19 protein-coding genes are annotated in these 19,456 nt (G+C 57.4%); 10 read left to right on the top strand and 9 right to left on the bottom strand.

What is annotated here, in order from left to right:
- Positions 1 to 106: 106 nt before the first annotated feature.
- Positions 107 to 871: a pyruvate dehydrogenase complex transcriptional repressor PdhR gene (gene pdhR, locus FJU30_RS03920; protein WP_150433550.1), complete on the bottom strand. Its 765-nt coding sequence runs from the start codon at positions 869 to 871 to the stop codon at positions 107 to 109.
- A gap of 613 nt (positions 872 to 1,484) precedes the next feature.
- Here pdhR and FJU30_RS03915 point away from each other — a divergent pair.
- Positions 1,485 to 2,861 carry an amino acid permease gene (locus FJU30_RS03915; protein ID WP_150433551.1) on the top strand — a complete coding sequence of 459 codons (1,377 nt, stop codon included), beginning with the start codon at positions 1,485 to 1,487 and terminating at the stop codon, positions 2,859 to 2,861.
- Positions 2,862 to 2,908: 47 nt separating this feature from the next.
- On the opposite strand, the gene ampE is transcribed toward FJU30_RS03915, so the two are convergent.
- Both ampE and ampD read right to left on the bottom strand, forming a co-directional pair.
- Positions 2,909 to 3,763, bottom strand: coding sequence for a beta-lactamase regulator AmpE (gene ampE / locus FJU30_RS03910; RefSeq protein ID WP_150433552.1), 855 nt, complete (start codon positions 3,761 to 3,763; stop codon positions 2,909 to 2,911).
- A gap of 3 nt (positions 3,764 to 3,766) precedes the next feature.
- Complete coding sequence (gene ampD, locus FJU30_RS03905; protein WP_150433553.1) at positions 3,767 to 4,336, bottom strand: 1,6-anhydro-N-acetylmuramyl-L-alanine amidase AmpD; 570 nt, start codon at positions 4,334 to 4,336, stop codon at positions 3,767 to 3,769.
- 446 nt (positions 4,337 to 4,782) lie between these two features.
- On the opposite strand from ampD, the gene FJU30_RS03900 reads away from it, so the two are divergent.
- From FJU30_RS03900 to hofC, 5 genes are all read left to right on the top strand, one after another.
- Positions 4,783 to 5,637, top strand: coding sequence for a nucleoside-specific channel-forming protein Tsx (locus FJU30_RS03900; protein ID WP_150433554.1), 855 nt, complete (start codon positions 4,783 to 4,785; stop codon positions 5,635 to 5,637).
- 164 nt (positions 5,638 to 5,801) lie between these two features.
- Complete coding sequence (nadC, locus tag FJU30_RS03895) at positions 5,802 to 6,692, top strand: carboxylating nicotinate-nucleotide diphosphorylase (RefSeq protein ID WP_150433555.1); 891 nt, start codon at positions 5,802 to 5,804, stop codon at positions 6,690 to 6,692.
- Between the two features lie 219 nt (positions 6,693 to 6,911).
- The gene (gene ppdD, locus FJU30_RS03890; protein WP_150433556.1) at positions 6,912 to 7,358 is read left to right on the top strand and encodes a prepilin peptidase-dependent pilin; all 447 of its coding nucleotides are present in this window, start codon (positions 6,912 to 6,914) and stop codon (positions 7,356 to 7,358) included.
- Between the two features lie 5 nt (positions 7,359 to 7,363).
- Positions 7,364 to 8,797 (top strand): type II secretion system protein GspE, encoded by a 1,434-nt coding sequence (gene gspE, locus FJU30_RS03885; protein ID WP_150433557.1) that lies wholly within the window; start codon positions 7,364 to 7,366, stop codon positions 8,795 to 8,797.
- Positions 8,798 to 8,821: 24 nt separating this feature from the next.
- Complete coding sequence (gene hofC, locus FJU30_RS03880; protein ID WP_150433558.1) at positions 8,822 to 10,027, top strand: protein transport protein HofC; 1,206 nt, start codon at positions 8,822 to 8,824, stop codon at positions 10,025 to 10,027.
- Positions 10,028 to 10,052: 25 nt separating this feature from the next.
- Here hofC and FJU30_RS03875 read toward each other — a convergent pair whose 3' ends face one another.
- Positions 10,053 to 11,096: a GMP reductase gene (locus FJU30_RS03875; RefSeq protein ID WP_150433559.1), complete on the bottom strand. Its 1,044-nt coding sequence runs from the start codon at positions 11,094 to 11,096 to the stop codon at positions 10,053 to 10,055.
- A gap of 172 nt (positions 11,097 to 11,268) precedes the next feature.
- On the opposite strand from FJU30_RS03875, the gene coaE reads away from it, so the two are divergent.
- Genes coaE through yacG form a run of 3 tightly spaced genes read left to right on the top strand, consistent with a single transcriptional unit; the run spans position 11,269 to position 12,857 of the window.
- Positions 11,269 to 11,874 carry a dephospho-CoA kinase gene (gene coaE / locus FJU30_RS03870; RefSeq protein WP_150433560.1) on the top strand — a complete coding sequence of 202 codons (606 nt, stop codon included), beginning with the start codon at positions 11,269 to 11,271 and terminating at the stop codon, positions 11,872 to 11,874.
- Positions 11,875 to 11,888: 14 nt separating this feature from the next.
- Positions 11,889 to 12,641, top strand: coding sequence for a cell division protein ZapD (gene zapD, locus FJU30_RS03865; RefSeq protein WP_150433561.1), 753 nt, complete (start codon positions 11,889 to 11,891; stop codon positions 12,639 to 12,641).
- Between the two features lie 21 nt (positions 12,642 to 12,662).
- Positions 12,663 to 12,857, top strand: coding sequence for a DNA gyrase inhibitor YacG (gene yacG, locus FJU30_RS03860; protein ID WP_150433562.1), 195 nt, complete (start codon positions 12,663 to 12,665; stop codon positions 12,855 to 12,857).
- Positions 12,858 to 12,907: 50 nt separating this feature from the next.
- On the opposite strand, the gene mutT is transcribed toward yacG, so the two are convergent.
- The 3 genes from mutT to secM form a co-directional block, all read right to left on the bottom strand.
- Positions 12,908 to 13,306, bottom strand: a complete 399-nt coding sequence (mutT, locus tag FJU30_RS03855) for an 8-oxo-dGTP diphosphatase MutT (RefSeq protein ID WP_150433563.1) — start codon at positions 13,304 to 13,306, stop codon at positions 12,908 to 12,910.
- Between the two features lie 61 nt (positions 13,307 to 13,367).
- The gene (gene secA / locus FJU30_RS03850) at positions 13,368 to 16,070 is read right to left on the bottom strand and encodes a preprotein translocase subunit SecA (protein ID WP_150433564.1); all 2,703 of its coding nucleotides are present in this window, start codon (positions 16,068 to 16,070) and stop codon (positions 13,368 to 13,370) included.
- A gap of 115 nt (positions 16,071 to 16,185) precedes the next feature.
- Complete coding sequence (secM, locus tag FJU30_RS03845; protein ID WP_150433565.1) at positions 16,186 to 16,692, bottom strand: secA translation cis-regulator SecM; 507 nt, start codon at positions 16,690 to 16,692, stop codon at positions 16,186 to 16,188.
- 24 nt (positions 16,693 to 16,716) lie between these two features.
- Between secM and FJU30_RS03840 the strand changes: the two genes are divergently transcribed.
- Positions 16,717 to 17,244 (top strand): DUF721 domain-containing protein, encoded by a 528-nt coding sequence (locus FJU30_RS03840; protein ID WP_150433566.1) that lies wholly within the window; start codon positions 16,717 to 16,719, stop codon positions 17,242 to 17,244.
- Positions 17,245 to 17,257: 13 nt separating this feature from the next.
- Here FJU30_RS03840 and lpxC read toward each other — a convergent pair whose 3' ends face one another.
- A complete protein-coding gene (gene lpxC / locus FJU30_RS03835; protein ID WP_150433839.1) occupies positions 17,258 to 18,175 on the bottom strand; it encodes a UDP-3-O-acyl-N-acetylglucosamine deacetylase in 918 nt (305 codons plus the stop codon).
- A gap of 108 nt (positions 18,176 to 18,283) precedes the next feature.
- Positions 18,284 to 19,435, bottom strand: coding sequence for a cell division protein FtsZ (ftsZ, locus tag FJU30_RS03830; protein WP_150433567.1), 1,152 nt, complete (start codon positions 19,433 to 19,435; stop codon positions 18,284 to 18,286).
- Between the last annotated feature and the right edge of the window lie 21 nt (positions 19,436 to 19,456).

The following is a 19,456-nucleotide window of genomic DNA, read 5'->3' as shown; positions in this document are numbered from 1 at the left end:
AGTTAATTTACTGGTGCCTGTCGCCCTGTACTCTGCCCGGAAAGCCAAAGCACACGAAGACAGGCCCATGGTTTAATTGCCGCATTCAGTACCCAAAATCGGGCGCCTAATCCTTGCGTTGCTGGAGTCGACGTAACGATCTTTCCCGCCGGCTATGTTCCCGGTTAAGATCCAGCAATAGCTCCTCAATAAACGCCAGATGGCGGTGTGATGCTTCGCGAGCCTTCTCCGGCTCCCGGGCAACAATCGCTGCAAAGATTCCGGCGCGATGGCTGCTCACCTTCGCCAGCATTTCCCGGCTCAGGTAGAGCAATTCAAAATTCTGCCGCACGTTTTGTTCCAGCATCGGCCCCATACAGCGCAACAGGTGCAGCAACACCACATTATGCGTGGCTTCTGTTACAGCAACCTGATACTGCATGACGGCTTCGGATTCAGCGTCCAAATCGCCGGCATCGTGCGCCTGCTGGATTTGTTCGTGACACTCCCGGATACGCTGTAAATCATCGTCTGTTCCGCGCAGTGCCGCATAATAGGCGGCAATTCCTTCAAGCGCATGACGCGTTTCCAGTAAATCGAATTGTGACTCGGGATGGTTACTGAGCAATTGAGCCAGCGGATCGCTGACGCTTTGCCACAGATTACTTTGGACGAATGTGCCACCCCCCTGGCGGCGCAAAAGCAAACCTTTGGCTTCCAGGCGTTGAATGGCTTCTCTCAGAGAAGGTCGGGATACATCGAATCGTCTGGCCAGTTCGCGTTCCGGCGGCAGTTTTTCACCCGGTCGCAATGTTCCTTCGAGGATCAAAAACTCCAGCTGCTGCTCAATCACATCTGACAGTTTGGGTTGACGGATTTTGCTGTATGCCATTATGAAGTCTTCTCTGCGAATAGCGCGGAGTTAATTGGTAATACCAATTGCAAAAACGTGACGCTAAAGTAACAAAGTATTCACCTTCTGTCCATACGGGCGTTGCGCTAAATTCTAACCCCATCATAATTTAACAATTGCACAAAAAATACCCGCACGGGCGGCCCTCCGTCGCCCCCGGCAGTCGATTGCGGCGACGGCCGTTATTAACTTTTCTTAAACTAAAATTAGCCATGCTGAAGCGTTTAACCTGCGATAAAAATGAATAAAAATTCAATTTTTATGCTTATTTACCCACCCTTCCTGGCTATTTTTTCGCCGTTACGGGCGCATAAAAATAACCGAAACGTTACCGGCAAACAATGACGAAAAACCGGACGATTTTTGATAACCGCTTCATTGCGCCCGCGCGATTTCTTGTCCGAACCTGTCATAAATCAAGTGCATTCCGCTGCGCTTACCACTATTCTCTCAGCAACGGTAGATAAGCAGAAAAATTCGTTTATCGGCAGCCGTAAAAATAAAATTACACTAACCGTAAAGTAAAAAAGTCCGAACGCCGCGTCAGACGCGCCGGCGCCGGTCTTTGTTCACAATGGCAGAGGGTTATTTAATGGATGGTCAAAAACAAGCCGGTACGCTCAAGCGTGGCCTGAAAAACCGCCATATTCAGCTTATTGCACTGGGGGGCGCGGTAGGAACCGGGCTGTTCCTCGGTATTGCCCAGACAATCAGAATGGCCGGGCCTTCCGTCCTGCTGGGCTATGCAATCGGCGGGATTATCGCATTCCTGATCATGCGCCAGTTAGGGGAAATGATTGTGGAGGAACCGGTTGCCGGCTCTTTCAGTCACTTCGCCTATAAATACTGGGGCAACTTCGCGGGTTTCGCCTCCGGCTGGAACTACTGGGTGCTGTACGTGCTGGTGGCAATGGCCGAACTGACCGCCGTCGGCATCTACGTTCAGTACTGGTGGCCGGGCATTCCTACGTGGGTTTCCGCCGCCGTTTTCTTCCTCGTAATTAACGCCATCAACCTGGCCAACGTGAAAGTGTATGGCGAGCTGGAGTTCTGGTTCGCCATTATTAAGGTCGCCGCCATTATCGGTATGATTGTCTTTGGCTGCTGGCTGTTGATCAGCAACTCCGCCGGCCCTGAGGCCAGCGTGACCAATCTGTGGGCCCAGGGCGGCTTTTTCCCCAATGGCATTATGGGGCTGGTGATGGCGCTGGCGGTAATTATGTTTTCTTTCGGCGGGCTGGAGCTGGTGGGCATTACCGCAGCGGAAGCGGACGATCCGGAAAAAAGCATTCCGCGCGCCACCAATCAGGTGATCTACCGTATTCTGCTCTTTTACATTGGCTCGCTGGCTATCCTGCTGTCGCTGTACCCCTGGGGTAAAGTGGTCGAAGGCGGCAGCCCGTTCGTGATGATCTTCCACGATCTGAACAGCAACGTGGTCGCCACCGTCCTGAACGTAGTGGTTCTGACGGCTGCGCTGTCGGTTTACAACAGTTGCGTCTACTGCAACAGCCGTATGCTGTACGGCCTTGCGAAACAGGGCAACGGCCCGCAGGCGCTGCTCAAAGTCGACGGACGCGGCGTGCCGGTCGTGGCGATCGGCATCTCCGCGCTGGCTACCGCGCTGTGCGTCCTGATCAACTATCTGCTGCCGGGTAAGGCGATTGAGCTGTTGATGTCGCTGGTGGTTTCCGCGCTGGTGGTCAACTGGGCGATGATTAGTCTGGCGCACCTGAAATTCCGCCGCCAGAAAGATCGCGAAGGGGTTACCACGAAATTCAAAGCGTTAATTTATCCGCTGGGCAACTATATCTGTCTGCTCTTCCTGGCCGGCATTCTGGTCATCATGTACCTGACGCCGGGCATCCGGATTTCGGTATTGATGATTCCGGCGTGGCTGCTGGTGCTGGGTATCGGCTATCTCATCCGCCAGAGAAACCAGAGCAAGATCAACGCAGAGCAACACTAAACCGCTCCCCCGCTGGCGAGTACACCGCTCGCCAGCGTTCTCCGCGCTTATACCAGCGTGCCGTAAATCGTCAGCAGCGCCACCACCACCACAATCACCAGCGTCACTTTTTTCGCCAGCGTCACGGCGGCGCGCGGCGTCTGAACCGGATCCAGATGCGCTTCCCGCGCCAGCGAAAACTGCGCCAGTTGCGTCAGAACAAAATACTGTGAGCTGCGCAAATCGCCCAGCGAGGCAAACCATGCCGGCAGCGCTTTCTCGCCGTGCCCCAGCAGCGCATAGGCCGCGCCCGCCAGCCGGACCGGTATCCAGTCCAGCCAGTGCAGCAGGCTATCCACGCCGGAACTGGCGCGCGTCAGCGGCTGACTATTGCGAGCCAGCCACGTTTGCCAGGCGCGCAGAAAAGCGTAGCCGGCCAGCGCCACCGGACCGTAAGGACCGGCCACCACCAACCAGAATATCGGCGCCAGGTAGAAGCGGAAATTAATCCACAGCAGCGCATTCTGCAATTCAGCCAGCCGTTCTTTCTCCCCGCAGCCGGCCGGCAGGCCATGAATCAACGCCAGCTCCGCCGCCAGTTCGTGGCTGGCGTCGGCTTCGCCGCGCTGGGCGGCCTGCAGATAACGCCGGTAATGCCGACGGATCTCGCCGGCGCCGATGCACAGCAGACAAATCAGGATCCACAGCAGCAGACGCGGCAGGCCAAACAGCAAACCAGAGACCAGCCACAGCAGCAAAGCCAGCGCCACCATCCAGCCCGCGGTCAGCGCCAGCGTTAGCGACAGCGACGCTCGCGGCGCGCGACGGAATATTCGCCCGGCGTAATGATCCAACTGCCAGTGTTCCCCCTGCTTAAACAAGCGTTCCCATGCCAGCACCAGCAATAGCGTAAACAGCGTCATCGGTTATGACTCCCTTATTAGCGCCGCCTGGCGACCCTGCAGCTGACGGCGATAACGCCCCCAGTCAAATGCCGGTCCGGGGTCGGTTTTACGTCCCGGCGCGATATCACTGTGACCGGTAATCGATGCCGGCGTAATGGGATAAACGCGCATCAGCAATTCGGTGACGGCCGTCAGTTGCCGATATTGTTCATCGGTAAACGGTAGCGTATCCGTCCCTTCCAGCTCGATGCCGATGGAAAAATCATTGCAGCGTTCGCGGCCGTTAAAACAGGAAACGCCGGCATGCCAGGCCCGATGGGTAAACGGAACATACTGAATAATCTCGCCGTCGCGACGGATGAGACAGTGGGCGGATACGCGCAAGTGACTAATGTCGGCGAAATAGGGGTGCGCGGCGGGATCCAGCGTCGCGGTAAATAACCGGTCGATCCAGGGACCGCCAAATTCGCCAGGCGGCAGACTGATATTATGAATCACCAGCAGGGAGGGCGTCTCGCCGGCCGGTCGTTCGTCACAATGGGGGGAAGGAACGCGCTTAACCTCAGATAACCAGCCATTTTCCAGCAGCATCAATCACCTCGCGTCTCACATATGCGTTTTATCATCACAGGGTAGCATGTTTCTTCCGCAGGCAATTAATCCATTTCAGCCGCCGTCCTCAGATTATTCCGCGCCTGCGCGCAAAAAACGACTTTTGTTACCAAAGTTGCATCACAACGATAATTAATTCACTTGTGTGATAAAGATCACAAAAAATAAGTAAAAAAAATAAAACATACATTAATTACGTGAATAGAATCACTCATGTACGCGGCCGGACATGACAAACTGCATGCGATCTCTGACATGCCCCTGTTGTCCAGGCAAACGACGCGCCGACATCCGTTTTCCCCGTCATCTGCGCCGTACATTGCTTTATTTTTCACCCCGACGGATCTCAGCGCGCGGCATGGCGACAGCGCTGAAAGATGAAGGGCATATCTCCCGGACAGACATTAGCCCATGGATAAAAATTTATGAAAAAAACCACTCTGATCGCCGGCACGTTTCTGGCCCTCTCCGCGCAGGCCGAAGCCAGTGAGCCGCAATACCTGTCCGACTGGTGGCACCAAAGTGTCAACGTGGTCGGCAGCTATCACACTCGCTTCGGACCCCAGTTAAATAACGACGTTTACCTTGAGTACGAAGCATTCGCGCGCAAAGACTGGCTCGATTTTTACGGCTATATCGATATTCCTAAAACCTTTGGCGCCGGCAATACGCCCGACCGCGGAATATGGGATAAAGGCTCGCCGCTGTTTATGGAAATCGAACCGCGTTTTTCCATCGATAAACTGACCGGCGCGGATTTAAGTTTTGGGCCGTTTAAAGAGTGGTATGTGGCGAATAACTATATCTTCGATATGGGACGCAACAGCGCTTCGCGCCAGAGCACCTGGTATATGGGGCTGGGTACGGATATCGACACCGGCACCGCGCTGAACCTGTCCGTTAATGCCTATGCCAAATATCAATGGCAAAACTACGGCGCCGGCAATGAAGACAGCTGGGACGGCTACCGCATTAAAATCAAATACTTCTATCCGCTGGCCTCCCTGTGGGGCGGCAACCTGAGCTACATCGGCTTCACCAACTTCGACTTCGATTCGGATTTACGCGAAAAAGGCGGGCGCACGCGCACCAGCAACGCCATCGCATCCAGCCACATTCTGTCGCTGGGCTACGATCACTGGCACTACGGCGTGGTAGCCCGGTATTTCCATAACGGCGGGCAATGGGCGGACGGCAGCGAACTGAACTTCGGCAACGGACCGTTTGAAGTAAAATCCACCGGCTGGGGCTATTACCTGGTGGTCGGCTACAACTTCTGATACCGTCGCGCGGCCGGTTCCCGACGCCACGAACCGGCCGCCACGCGTCGTCAACAGCCTGAATTCGCTCTATTACTCCCCCTTTACACTGTGGCTCCGCCGCTGGCGGCCGCTAATCAAACAGGGTAGCATATCTGGCGATATCCCTTTCCGGAGCCTGTGTAATGACAATCCGTCGCTATAATCCCGATAGCCGCCGTGCCGAACTGCTGGAACGGATCGAAAATGACATTCCCTTTATCGTTGCCCGCGCGCTGAGCGAAGATCTGGGCGGTTCGGTGGACGCCAGCCAGGACATTACCGCGCAGCTGCTGTCGCCGGACAGCTCCGCGCACGCCAGCATCATTACCCGCGAAGCCGGAATTTTCTGCGGTAAACGCTGGCTGGATGAAGTTTTTATTCAACTGGGCGGCAAGGTAAACGTCAGCTGGCATGTTAAGGACGGCGACGCCATTAGCGTCAACCAGTGTTTATGCGAACTGGACGGCCCGGCGCAGTTGCTGCTCACCGGCGAACGCACCGCCCTGAATTTCGTCCAGACGCTGTCCGGCGTAGCGACCGAGGTCAGCCGCTACGTGGCCTTACTGGACGGCACGCACACGCAGTTGCTGGATACGCGCAAAACGCTGCCCGGTTTGCGCGCCGCGCTGAAATACGCCGTACTGTGCGGCGGCGGCGGCAACCACCGGCTGGGGCTGTCCGATGCGTTCTTGATCAAAGAAAATCACATTATTGCCTCCGGATCGATCAAACAGGCGGTCGAAAAGGCCTTCTGGCTGCGCGACGATGTCCCGGTTGAAGTAGAAGTGGAATCACTCGATGAGCTGCGGCAGGCGCTGGACGCCGGCGCCGACATCATCATGCTCGACAATTTCAGCCTCGAACAAATCCTCCAGGCGGTGGCGCAAACCCAGGGCCGCGCACAGCTGGAAGTTTCCGGCAACGTCACGCTGGAAACCCTGCGCAACTACGCGGAAACCGGCGTGGATTATATTTCGGTCGGCGCGCTGACCAAACACGTGCAGGCGCTCGATCTTTCCATGCGCTTCCGCTGAGCGCAGAGCGATCCGGCTGGCCGCCGGATCGCCGTTTCCGCATCCGCATCCGCCTTCGCGCCGTAGCAAAATATTGCGCGGCACTCAGCAAAAAAACCGGTTTGCCTGAAAAACGACACGATTTCGCGCATGCCCGCCTGCGTTTTCGTTGCGCCGCACTCGCCTCCTTCCCGCCGGCGATTTACCCTGCTGCCACTCACAGCCACGGAAGAAAGGAAGATGAGCAAACAACAGGGATTTACCTTAGCCGAACTGATGGTGGTGATCGCCATCATCGCCATACTCAGTTCCATTGGCCTGCCCGCCTGGCAAGGATACCTGCGCAAGGCGGCGCTGACCGATATGCTGCAGGCCATGGTGCCCTATAAAACAGCGGTGGATCTCTGCGCGCTGGAAAGCGGCGACATCGCTGGCTGCAGCGCCGGCAGTCAGGGCATTCCGGACGGTAAAAGTTCGCGCTATATCAGCAAGATCGTCGTGGATAAAGGCGTGATTACGCTCAGCGGCCAGAGTACGCTGCAGGGGCTGAGCGTGGCGCTCACGCCGAAACGCGAGTCGGACAGCGACGGCCTGCGCTGGACGCGCCGCTGCGCCGTCGCCGCCGGGTCGGAGAATCTCCAGGCGGCCTGCCAGGATGTTTTTCGTTTCGACGACAGCGCGGGGTAAACGCCATGCCGCTGACCTCAATGAGCGCGGAACTGCAGACGCTTTGCCGTCGTTACCATGCTTTACCTCTGGCGCTGGATGACCAGACCCTGACGGTGGCCGTCAGCGGCGCGGCCGGGGCGGAAATGCTGACCGCACTGCGCTTCGCCAGCAACCGACGGGTGCTGGTGGAACAGTGGCCCGCGGCGCGTTTTGAACAACGGATCAATCAGCCGGAAAGCGCCGGCAGCCATGCGGCGTCTGACGCAGATACAGAAGCCGCCGACGCCATTGACGGCGACGAACGCGCGGATGCGCCAGTGGTGCAGCTTATCAACCAAACGCTGCGTCTGGCGATTCAGCGTCGCGCTTCGGATATTCATTTTGAACCCGTGCGGCCGGATTACCGTATTCGTCTGCGCATCGACGGCGTATTGCAAACCGTCAGCGCGCCGCCGGCCGAACTGGCGTTGCAAATCAACGCGCGGCTCAAGATCATGGCCGGACTGAATATCGCCGAGCGCAGGCTGCCGCAGGATGGTCAGTTCAGCCTGACGCTGGATCGCCAGCCTTACTCCCTGCGCATCGCCACCCTGCCGGTTCATTTCGGCGAGAAAATCGTATTGCGCATCCTGCAAACCCGCCAGCAGGAACTGCGGCTGGAAAATCTCGGGCTGCCCGAACCGGCGCTGCGCCATTTGCGTCGGATACTCAGTCTGCCGCAGGGAATGATACTGGTCACCGGCCCGACAGGCAGCGGCAAAACGGTGACGCTATACAGCGCGATTCGCTGGCTCAATGACATCACGCGCAACATATGCAGCGTGGAGGATCCGATCGAAATTCCGCTCGACGGCATCAACCAGACCGCGATCAACCCAAAAGCCGATCTGACCTTCGCCCGTATACTGCGCGCGCTGTTAAGACAGGATCCGGATGTCATTATGATCGGCGAAATCCGCGATGCGGAAACGGCCGAAATTGCGGTAAAAGCGGCGCAGACCGGTCATCTGGTGCTGTCGACGCTGCACACCAACTCCGCAGCGGAAACGCTGACCCGGCTGGCGAATCTCGGTATCCCCGGCTATCTGCTCGCCTCGGCGTTAAAGCTGGTGATAGCGCAGCGCCTGGTGCGCCGGCTATGTCCTCACTGCCGGCAGCCCGATGAAACGCCGCCGCTATTGCCAGCCGAACTGTGGCGCGGGCCGCTGACCAGCTGGCGCGCGCAGGGCTGCCAGCACTGCTTTTCCGGCTACTATGGCCGCACAGCGATTTATCATTTGATGCCGGTGACGCCGCCGCTGCAACAGGCGCTGGCCGAAAATCTAACCGCTGCGGCGTGCGGCGGCGTCATCCCGCGAACGTCGCTGTTTCATGCCGGTCTGGAGCTGGTTAACCGCGGCGTAACCTCGCTGGCCGAGCTCTATCGGGTTACCGGTCAACTGCCGCTGGATGAATAATCGTCTATTTCAGGGAACAGGTTTATGGCGTTATTGCAGCTATACCGGTGGCAGGCTATCGATAGCGAGGGCGAATTCCATCAGGGAGAATATATCGACGCGCGGCGTCGCGCGGTATTTCTGCGCCTGATTCAGGCGGGATACCAGCCGCTACGCATTACCCGCAGCGGCTATCTGACCGCAAAAGACCGGCATCACCAGCAGCGCTGCGGGTTTATCCGCCAACTGGCGACGCTGTTGCAGGCCGGCCTGCCGCTGCTGGAGGGGCTGACCCTGCTGGCGCAGCAGCATGAACGGCCGGTCTGGCGCGCAATGCTGCAGGCGCTGGGTCGGCAGGTCAGCGCCGGCAAATCGCTCTCCGACGCGCTGGCGGACTATCCCTGGGCGTTTCCCGCCGTGTACCGCGCCCTTATCGCCACCGGCGAACTGACCGGCAGGCTGGACGAATGCTGCCTGAAGCTGGCCCGGCAGCAGGAGAAACAGCACCAGCTCAACCGTACGGTGAAAAAGTCGCTGCGCTATCCCTGCTTTGTGATGACGATCGCCCTGCTGGTCAGCCTGCTGATGCTGACGCTGGTTTTACCGCAGTTCGCCCGGCTCTACGCCTCGTTCGACACGCCGCTGCCGGCGTTGACTCGTCTGTTGCTTTCGCTGGCCGACGGGCTTACGCGCGTCGGCGGAGCGGGCGTTTTGCTGCCGCTGGTTCTGCTGGCCGCCTACTGGCGGCTGCGCCAGCGGCGACCCTCCTGGCGACACCGAGAACAGCGGGCTCTGCTACGCTGCCCGCTGTTCGCCGATCTGGTGCGCGGTAACTGTTTAAGCCAGATCTTTCATATTCTGGCCATGACGCAGAGCGCCGGGCTGACGCTGCCGGCCGGGTTACAGGCAGTGTGCGCCACCCTGCACAACCCGCTCTATCGGCAGTTGCTGCTGGAAATGCAGGCCCGACTGCAGCAGGGCGTTGCGCTACACCAGACGCTCAGCGATGCGCGTCTGTTCCCCGCCCCTTGTCCGCAGCTCATTCGCACGGGCGAGGAATCCGGTACGCTGGACGAGATCTTTCATCAACTGGCCCACTGGCACGAACAGAATACGGCGCAGCTGGCGGAAACCCTGAGCCAGACGCTGGAACCGCTGCTGATGCTGATCGTCGGGGTGATCGTGGGAACGCTGGTGGTGGCGATGTATCTGCCGATATTCCAGCTAAGCGACGTGCTGGCCGGCGCTTAACCCGGCCCAAAGGCCGGGCAGCCGTTCAGTCACTGCCGAAAATACGGTTTTCTTGTTCGGAGACGCGAATAAAGGTGGTGCGTTTGGTCAACTCCTTCAGCCGCGACGCCCCGACATAGGTACAGGCGGAGCGCAGCCCGCCCATAATATCGCGCACGGTATTTGCCACCGGCCCGCGCAACGGCAGTTTGACCGTTTTACCTTCAGCGGCGCGATATTCCGCCACGCCGCCGACATGGCGCGTCATCGCGGATTTGGAGCTCATGCCGTAAAACAGCATGAATTTTTCGCCCCGCTCCTCGACGATCGCCCCTTCGCATTCATCGTGCGCGGCCAGCATACCGCCCAGCATGACAAAATCAGCCCCGCCGCCAAACGCCTTAGCCACATCGCCCGGCACGGCGCAGCCGCCGTCGCTGACAATCTGCCCGCCCAGACCGTGAGCCGCATCGGCGCATTCGATTACCGCAGACAGCTGCGGATAGCCGACGCCGGTTTTAACTCTGGTGGTGCACACCGAGCCGGGGCCGATCCCCACCTTAACGATATCCGCGCCGGACAGGATCAGTTCTTCCACCATCTCGCCGGTCACCACGTTGCCGGCGCAGATCACTTTGTCGGGAAAGGCTTCGCGCGCTTTCTGCAGGAAGGTAACGAAATGTTCGGAGTAGCCGTTTGCGACATCGATGCAGATAAATTTCAGCTGGTCGGAGAACGACAGAATCCGTTTCAGTTTGACGAAATCCGCATCGGAGGTGCCGGAGGACACCATTACGTGGCGCAATACGGAAGGCGACACGCGCTGAATAAACCCCTGCCATTGCTGCTCGGAATAATGCTTGTGCACCGCCGTCAGCACGTCAAACTCCGCCAGCGCTTCCGCCATCAGAAAGGTGCCGACGGTATCCATATTGGCGGCGATAACCGGTACGCCGGCCCAGTCACAGCCGGCATGCAAAAATCTGAACTGGCGCGCCAGTTCAACCTCGGCGCGACTTTTAAGCGTCGAGCGTTTAGGACGGATCAGAACATCTTTAAAGCCTAACTTTAAATCTTCTTCGATACGCATAAGGTTTTATTCCTGGCTAATAACGGCCCATCGCCGCAGCAATGTCCCGCGTGACGAATAATGTTTACGCCCGGGTTATCATACGCGTGAATAATCCTGCGACAAGACTGCGAATTTTCCTGGCTTTACGTTAAAATCGACTAAATTTACCGGCATAGTTTCGCAATCGATCATGACATATACCGTAGCGTTAACCGGCGGCATCGGCAGCGGCAAAAGCACCGTCGCCGATGAATTCGCGCAACAGGGCATTACGGTGGTGGATGCCGATATCATCGCGCGCCAGGTCGTTGCGCCAGGCCAGGACGCGCTGCAGGCCATCGTGCAAAGATTCGGGCCGACGATGCTGCTGCCGGACGGTTCGCTGCATCGCGCCCTGTTGCGTCAGCGTATTTTTAGCTGCGACGACGATAAACGCTGGCTGAATGCGCTGTTGCATCCGCTGATTCATACCGAAACCCGGCGCCAGCTCGAGGCGGCGCACAGTCCGTATGCCCTGTGGGTGGTTCCCCTGCTGGTGGAGAACCATTTACAGCGCCATGCCGATCGGGTGCTGCTGGTTGACGTCAGCCGGGAGACCCAGTTGACCCGGACGCTGGCGCGCGACGGCATCAGCCGCCAGCAGGCGGAAAATATTCTGGCCTCGCAGGCGACGCGCGAACAGCGCCTGGCCTGCGCCGACGACATTATCGATAACAATGGTATGCCACAACAGATTGCACCCCGCGTTGCTGCTTTGCATCATCGCTATCTTCAACTGGCAGCATCCGCAACCTGACAGGATTAACCATCATGAGTGACGTTACCTCAAGCGTATTATTCGAACATCCTCTGAATGAGAAGACCCGTACCTGGCTACGGATTGAATTTTTATTGCAGCAGCTGCATCACAACCGTTCGCTCAGCGACATCGGCAACGCGCTGACCTTCTTCCGCGCGGTAGCCGATTTGCTGGACGTGCTGGACCGCGGCGACGTGCGCACCGAACTGCTGAAAGAGCTGGAACGCCAGCAGCAGAAGCTGCTGCAGTGGGCCGATGTGCCCGGCGTCGACCGGGATCGTATCCATATGCTGCGCCAGCAGTTAAAAGAGCGCGCCGCGGCGTTAATGTCGGCGCCTCGCATGGGGCAGATGCTGCGCGACGACCGACTGATCGCCATGGTGCGTCAGCGGCTGAGCATTCCCGGCGGCTGCTGCAGTTTCGATCTGCCCACGCTGCATATCTGGCTGCATCAGCCGAAGGCGGTGAAGGAAGGGGTAGTGGCCGACTGGCTGAGCACCCTGACGCCGCTGCAGCAGGCGCTGGATATGTCGTTAGATTTAATTCGCCATTCAGGCACTTTTCATCCGCAAACCAGCCTGAATGGTTTTTTCCAGGACAACGCGGCCGATGCCGACCTGTTGCGCCTGCGCATCACGTCAGATCAGCAGCTGTATCCGCAGATATCGGGGCACAAAACGCGTTATGCGATTCGCTTCCTGTCGCTGGATGCGGAAAACGGGCAGATCCCTGCTCGTCTGACGTTTGATTTAGCCTGTTGTTAGTCTGTAAGCCCGGAGCCCGTAATGAACAATGAAACTACCATCGTTAAATGCCCGACCTGCCACAAACCCGTGGTCTGGGGGGAACAAAGCCCGTGGCGCCCGTTCTGCAGCAAACGCTGTCAGTTGATCGATTTGGGCGAATGGGCCGATGAGGAGAAACGCATTCCCAGTAAGGAAGAGATTTCCGATTCAGAAGAATGGAGCGAAGATCGGTAATCATCGTTTTCTGGCAAAGGACTTACTTTTTTGCCAGAAAACGAATCAGATTAGCGAGAAGATTTAAGCCTGCGGATAATATCCGCATTGGCCGGCGGGAATTCATCCTCCTGCAGTTCATCAACCGGCAGCCAGCGCATCGGCTGCCCTTCTCTACCCCAGGGTTCACCCTGCCACCGTTCAACCAGAAAGAAATGCAGCGTGATAAGGCGGCCGGGAACGTCCACCTGTTTACTCTCGAGAAAATGCGGCTGCAGCGCGGTAATGCCGGTTTCTTCCTGCAGTTCGCGGATTAAACCCTGTTCCGGCGTTTCGCCTTCCTCTACCTTGCCGCCGGGAAATTCCCACATCCCGCCCATATGCACGCCCTGCGGGCGCCGGGTGATGAAATAACGCTGCTCAGAATTACGAATGATGCCTACCGCAACGGATAATTGTTTCTGCGTCATGCGACCAACCTGTGATAATCGTGGAGGCGGTTCAATGCCGTCTCCGCATCTTCCATCCGCATTACTTCTGCAGACGTCCGTGACAATGTTTATATTTCTTGCCCGAACCGCACGGGCAGGGATCGTTACGCCCGACTTTACGTTCGGCCTGCGCCGGGCCGCCGTCATCCAGCCCGCTCTCTTCCTGATGGCTTAGCTGCTGCTGGCGCGCCAGACGCTCCGCCTCTTCCCTGCGTTGCTGTTCGAGCGCTTCGATCTCTTCCGGCATGCGCACCTGAACTTTGCTCAGCGTACTGATCACTTCATATTTCAGCGACTCCAGCATGGCGGCGAACATCGAGAACGACTCACGCTTATATTCCTGCTTCGGATCCTTCTGCGCATAACCGCGCAAATGGATGCCCTGACGCAGATAGTCCATGGCGGCCAAATGCTCTTTCCACAAAGAATCCAGCGTTTGCAGCATCACGCCTTTTTCAAAATTACGCAGAACGTCGCTGCCCACCACCTCTTCCTTGCGCTTATAAACGTCAAGCGCCTGCTCGAAAATGCGCTCACGCAGCGTTTCTTCATGCAGTTCCGGCTCTTTATCCAGCCATTCGGCAATCGGCAATTCAAGATCGAAGTCGTTTTTCAGCCGCTGCTGCAACCCTTCGATATCCCACATTTCCTCCAGCGACTGCGGCGGAATGTAGCTATCAATAGCGGTTTTGAACACGTCCTGACGGATGCTGTTAATGGTTTCGCTGATATCGGAAACATCCAGCAGCTCATTACGCTGTGTATAGATGGCGCGGCGCTGATCGTTCGCTACGTCATCATATTCCAGCAGCTGTTTACGGATATCGAAGTTACGGCTTTCAACCTTACGCTGCGCGTTGGCGATCGCCCGGGTCACCCACGGGTGCTCAATGGCTTCGCCTGGTTTCATCCCCAGCTTACGCATCATATTCGACACACGATCGGAGGCAAAAATACGCATCAGCGCATCTTCCATCGACAGATAGAAACGTGAAGAACCGGCATCGCCCTGACGCCCGGAACGGCCGCGCAGCTGGTTATCGATACGGCGCGATTCATGGCGCTCGGTACCGATGATATGCAGGCCGCCGGCCGCCAGAACCGCGTCATGACGCTGCTGCCAGGCCTCTTTGATGGCGGCGATCTGCGCCTCATCCGGGTTTTCCAGATGCGCGATTTCCGCCTGCCAACTGCCCCCCAGCACGATATCGGTACCGCGACCGGCCATGTTGGTGGCGATGGTCACCGCACCCGCCTGGCCGGCCTGCGCGACGATATCGGCTTCCATGGCGTGAAATTTCGCGTTCAGCACATTGTGTTTAATCCCGGCCCGGGTCAGCGCTTCAGACACCACTTCCGATTTCTCGATGGAGATGGTCCCGACCAGAATCGGCTGCCCGCTCGCGGAACGCTCTCTGATATCTTCGATAATGGCATCGATTTTTTCCTGTTCGGACATGTAGACCAGGTCAGGTAAATCTTTACGGATCATCGGACGGTTGGTCGGCACCACGATGGTGTCCAGCTTATAGATCGAGCTGAACTCAAACGCTTCGGTATCCGCCGTACCGGTCATGCCGGCCAGTTTTTCATACAGACGGAAGTAGTTCTGGAAGGTAATGGAGGCCAGCGTCTGGTTTTCGTTCTGGATTGGCACCCCTTCTTTCGCTTCCACCGCCTGATGCAGGCCGTCGGACCAGCGCCGGCCCTGCATGGTGCGGCCGGTATGTTCATCGACGATAATCACTTCGCCGTCTTTCACGATGTAATCCACATCGCGCGCGAACAGAACATGCGCGCGCAGCGCCGCCGTCACGTGGTGCATCAGCATAATGTTGGCCGGCGAATAGAGCGACTCGCCCTCGGCCATAATGCCTTCTTTAACCAGCAGCTCCTCCACCAGCACCAGACCGCGTTCGGTCAGGTTAACCTGGCGCGACTTCTCGTCCACGGAAAAATGGCCTTCGCCCTGGAAGGTATCCGAATCCTCTTTTTCCTGACGAATCAGATGAGGGATGATCTTGTTGACGCGGATATACATTTCCGAGCTGTCTTCCGCCGGTCCAGAGATAATCAGCGGCGTACGGGCCTCATCGATCAGAATGGAGTCGACTTCATCCACCAGCGCGTAGTAGAGCTTACGCTGTACGCGCTCTTCCGGGCTAAACGCCATGTTATCGCGCAGGTAGTCGAAGCCGTATTCATTATTGGTGCCGTAGGTAATATCCGCGGCGTAGGCTTCGCGCTTCGCGACGGCAGGCATGCCCGGCAGGTTGATCCCAACCGTCAGGCCGAGGAATTCAAACAGCGGACGGTTGTTTTCCGCATCGCGCTGCGCCAGATAGTCGTTGACTGTCACCACATGAACGCCGCGTCCGGTCAGCGCGTTCAGGTAGGCAGGCAGCGTCGCGGTCAGGGTTTTACCTTCACCGGTACGCATTTCCGCGATGCAGCGTTCGTTCAGCACCATGCCGCCAATCAGCTGTACGTCAAAGTGACGCATGCCGAATACGCGCTTACTGGATTCGCGCACCACGGCGAAGGCTTCAGGCAACAGCGCCTCCAGCGTTTCTCCCTTTGCCAGACGGGCACGGAATTCGCCGGTTTTGGCCTTCAGTTGCTCATCGGACAACGGCTCCATTTCCGGTTCCAGACGATTGATCACCTCAACGATTTTACGCATACGACGCAGAGTGCGATCGTTACGGCTGCCAAAAACCTTGGTTAACATTTTAATTAACATAATAATTTTTTATCTCAACGACGCCACCGCGCAGGTGGCTTACGGCACCATAAAACAGGGATATCCCGACATTCGGTTACGGCAGCCGATGGCTGCGCGCTATACATTCATTCACTCAGGCCGTATGCGGCCCTGCGCGAATACCCTGTATCTGAGCCAGCCAAAGCCCGGTATGATGGGAAAGAAAGGCGGGAGGAACGGCACGTTCCGTCCGGCGGATAATCGCCGGCGGTTTGGATTCATGGGTCAGCAACGCATTGAGCGTATCCAACAGCACCAGATGATGATCGGCCGCCAGTTGCGTTGCCGCCGCCGGCGCACTCGCCGTTTGCGGCGTGGACAGCGCGAAGGACAGATGACGGATCACCGTGCGGATCGCGTGCTGATGCCAGTAGTCGACGCTGAAAGCGCGCCGGTGCCCCTCTTTGAGCGACACCAGCGCGGTCAGATTCACCGGATGGCGGCCGGCCGGACCGGAGACCGTACTCGACAGGGAAGTCTGATTCTGGGAATCGGTCAGGCAAGCGGGCAGGCCAAGGCTCGCCGCGACCATCCCCAACAGGAGATGCGGCCAGAAATAACGTCTGCCAAATTGTCGCCAACGATTTAGAATACCAATCACTTATTTAGTCCGCCGGAGCCTGATATGCGTGATAGCCGCCCACAATCACTGGAATTCCTGTTTGATAGCGCATCGGACGCTGGTAATGGCCCGTTGCGCGACATACAACAACGCGCGCTGGCGCTGCTGAAACTCAATCGGGCGGTGCGCGGACTGTTACCCGCACAGCTTCACCCCTGGTGCCGTGTCGCCAACTACAGACAGGGCCTGCTGGTGCTGGAGGCGGCCAGCGCTAACTGGCTGATGCGGCTGCGTTATGAGCAACCGACGCTTCTCTCAGCATTACGCGCACAAATATTACCATCATTGGCTTCGATCGACATCAGGATTAATCCAGCGCTGGCCGCAAAAGGCCATGAAATCGTGCAAAATAACGGCAATAGCGCTCAACCTGCGGTTCAGCAGGCGCCGCGACGTCAGCTTAGTACGCAAAGCGCACAAACGTTGAGGGATTTAGCGGGTCACAGCCCGGAGAAATTACGGAAAATATTAGAACGACTGGCTTCACTGGCCGGAGAGAGTACCAGTAAAACCAGTCGTGATAGTGACTAAAAGCGTAACTGTATCAGGCCAGTACGGTTGACGGCGCCTTGAATGCCAGCGGCATTTCGGCCTCGTCTTCAAACGTGACGTATTCCCACGCTTCCTGTTTAGCCAACACAGCCTGCAGCAACTGATTATTCAGCGCATGGCCGGATTTAAAGGCAGTGAACGCGCCAATGATGTTGTGGCCGCACATAAACAGGTCGCCGATGGCGTCCAGCATTTTATGGCGCACAAATTCATCCTGGAAACGCAGCCCGTCTTCATTCAGCACGCGGTAATCGTCAACCACAATGGCGCAATCGATACTGCCGCCCAGGCACAACCCACGAGACTGCAGATATTCGATATCACGCATAAAGCCAAAGGTGCGCGCGCGGCTGATCTGACGCACAAAGGCATCAGCCGAGAAGTCGAGGCAATAGCGCTGCGACCCTGCATCAATCGCCGGATGGTTGAAATCGATGGTGAAATCAAGGCTGAAACCATTGAACGGCTTCAACTCGGCCCACTTATCACCGTTTTCAATGCGTACCGGCTGTTTGATACGCAGGAATTTTTTGGCGGCGTTCAGCTCTTCAATACCGGCGTCCATCAGCAGGTAAACGAAGGGACTCGCGCTCCCGTCCATAATTGGAATTTCCGGTGCATCCACTTCAACGACAATGTTGTCGATGCCTAATCCCGCCAGCGCGGCATTAAGGTGTTCCACCGTAGAAATACGCACGTCATGCTCGTTCACCAGGCAAGTACAGAGCATGGTATCACGCACGGATTTGGCATCAGCCGGAAAATCAACCGGTGGATTCAAGTCAGTGCGACGATAGATGACCCCGGTATTTGCCGGCGCAGGGCGCAGAATCAGGGTGACTTTTTTGCCGGTATGTAAACCGACCCCCGTCGCCTGAACAATACGTTTTAATGTACGTTGTTTGATCATCATGTTATCTCGCAATGTTGCCCATCCTGTCAGCCAGGTAAAATTCTACCCTAAAGCTGGCAGGACAGTTTAGCACAAAGAGCGGAGATTCCAACGTTATACGGAGCGTTAATCCGCCTGCTTACGCAGAAACGCCGGGATATCCAGGTAGTCAGGCTCTTTATTTGACTGAGTGCCCTGGTCATTAACCACCTTCGCCGCCGGTTTTTCCTGCTGCAGAGGAGACATCCCGTGCTGCTGATAACGATGATCCATTACCGGCTGGCTGGAGGACTTATTGGTCACCAGCGTAATCTCAGGACGTTTGTCCATGCCGATGCCGGTCGCCACCACGGTAACGCGCAGTTCATCGTTCATCTCCGGATCGAGAGAGGTACCGATCACCACGGTCGCGTTATCGGAAGCAAACGCGCGAATGGTGTTACCCACGGTTTCAAACTCGTCCAGACGCAGGTCGAAGCCCGCCGTAATGTTGACCAGAACCCCACGCGCGCCGGACAGATCGATATCTTCCAGCAGCGGGCTGGAAATGGCCATTTCCGCCGCTTCTTCAGCACGATCTTCACCGCGCGCCACGCCTGAACCCATCATGGCGTAACCCATTTCGGACATCACGGTGCGCACGTCGGCGAAGTCGACGTTCATCAGACCCGGACGGGTGATCAGCTCGGCAATCCCCTGCACCGCGCCTTTCAGCACGTCGTTGGCGGCGCCGAACGCATCCAGCAGGGAGATACCGCGACCCAGTACCTTGAGCAGCTTGTCGTTCGGGATAGTGATCAGCGAATCCACGTGTTTGGACAGCTCGGCGATACCCTGCTCAGCAAAGGCCATACGCTTCTTGCCTTCAAAATTAAACGGCTTGGTGACCACGGCCACCGTCAGGATGCCGAGATCCTTAGCCACTTCGGCAACCACCGGCGCGGCGCCGGTGCCGGTGCCGCCGCCCATACCTGCGGCGATGAACACCATGTCCGCCCCTTCGAGCGCCGCGCGCAGCGCGTCGCGGTCTTCTTCGGCGGAGGTACGGCCGACTTCCGGATTAGCGCCGGCGCCCAGACCTTTGGTAATGCCGTTACCGATCTGGATGGTCTGGCCCACCGCTGTTTTACGCAGAGCCTGCGCGTCGGTATTCACCGCGAAGAACTCCACCCCTTCGATGCGTTCACGCACCATGTGTTCGACGGCGTTGCCGCCGCCCCCACCGACGCCGATGACTTTAATCACCGCGTCGTTGGTTAACTCCATTGGTTCAAACATAGTTTCTCTCCGTTTTGTGCC

The sequence above is a fragment of the Affinibrenneria salicis genome (genome assembly GCF_008710095.1).
Note: the sequence above shows the minus strand (reverse complement) of the source record. Positions and strands in the feature narration are given on the sequence as shown.

What these genes read in the sequence shown, in the direction of transcription:
- FJU30_RS03900 (WP_150433554.1), top strand. Translation starts at nt 4,783, where the DNA reads ATGAAAAAAACCACTCTGATCGCCGGCACGTTTCTGGCCCTCTCCGCG.
- FJU30_RS03875 (WP_150433559.1), bottom strand. Translation starts at nt 11,096, where the DNA reads ATGCGTATCGAAGAAGATTTAAAGTTAGGCTTTAAAGATGTTCTGATC.
- coaE (WP_150433560.1), top strand. Translation starts at nt 11,269, where the DNA reads ATGACATATACCGTAGCGTTAACCGGCGGCATCGGCAGCGGCAAAAGC.
- secA (WP_150433564.1), bottom strand. Translation starts at nt 16,070, where the DNA reads ATGTTAATTAAAATGTTAACCAAGGTTTTTGGCAGCCGTAACGATCGC.
- ftsZ (WP_150433567.1), bottom strand. Translation starts at nt 19,435, where the DNA reads ATGTTTGAACCAATGGAGTTAACCAACGACGCGGTGATTAAAGTCATC.
- lpxC (WP_150433839.1), bottom strand. Translation starts at nt 18,175, where the DNA reads ATGATCAAACAACGTACATTAAAACGTATTGTTCAGGCGACGGGGGTC.
- FJU30_RS03840 (WP_150433566.1), top strand. Translation starts at nt 16,717, where the DNA reads ATGCGTGATAGCCGCCCACAATCACTGGAATTCCTGTTTGATAGCGCA.
- yacG (WP_150433562.1), top strand. Translation starts at nt 12,663, where the DNA reads ATGAACAATGAAACTACCATCGTTAAATGCCCGACCTGCCACAAACCC.
- pdhR (WP_150433550.1), bottom strand. Translation starts at nt 871, where the DNA reads ATGGCATACAGCAAAATCCGTCAACCCAAACTGTCAGATGTGATTGAG.
- gspE (WP_150433557.1), top strand. Translation starts at nt 7,364, where the DNA reads ATGCCGCTGACCTCAATGAGCGCGGAACTGCAGACGCTTTGCCGTCGT.
- zapD (WP_150433561.1), top strand. Translation starts at nt 11,889, where the DNA reads ATGAGTGACGTTACCTCAAGCGTATTATTCGAACATCCTCTGAATGAG.
- FJU30_RS03915 (WP_150433551.1), top strand. Translation starts at nt 1,485, where the DNA reads ATGGATGGTCAAAAACAAGCCGGTACGCTCAAGCGTGGCCTGAAAAAC.
- nadC (WP_150433555.1), top strand. Translation starts at nt 5,802, where the DNA reads ATGACAATCCGTCGCTATAATCCCGATAGCCGCCGTGCCGAACTGCTG.
- ppdD (WP_150433556.1), top strand. Translation starts at nt 6,912, where the DNA reads ATGAGCAAACAACAGGGATTTACCTTAGCCGAACTGATGGTGGTGATC.
- hofC (WP_150433558.1), top strand. Translation starts at nt 8,822, where the DNA reads ATGGCGTTATTGCAGCTATACCGGTGGCAGGCTATCGATAGCGAGGGC.
- ampE (WP_150433552.1), bottom strand. Translation starts at nt 3,763, where the DNA reads ATGACGCTGTTTACGCTATTGCTGGTGCTGGCATGGGAACGCTTGTTT.
- mutT (WP_150433563.1), bottom strand. Translation starts at nt 13,306, where the DNA reads ATGACGCAGAAACAATTATCCGTTGCGGTAGGCATCATTCGTAATTCT.
- ampD (WP_150433553.1), bottom strand. Translation starts at nt 4,336, where the DNA reads ATGCTGCTGGAAAATGGCTGGTTATCTGAGGTTAAGCGCGTTCCTTCC.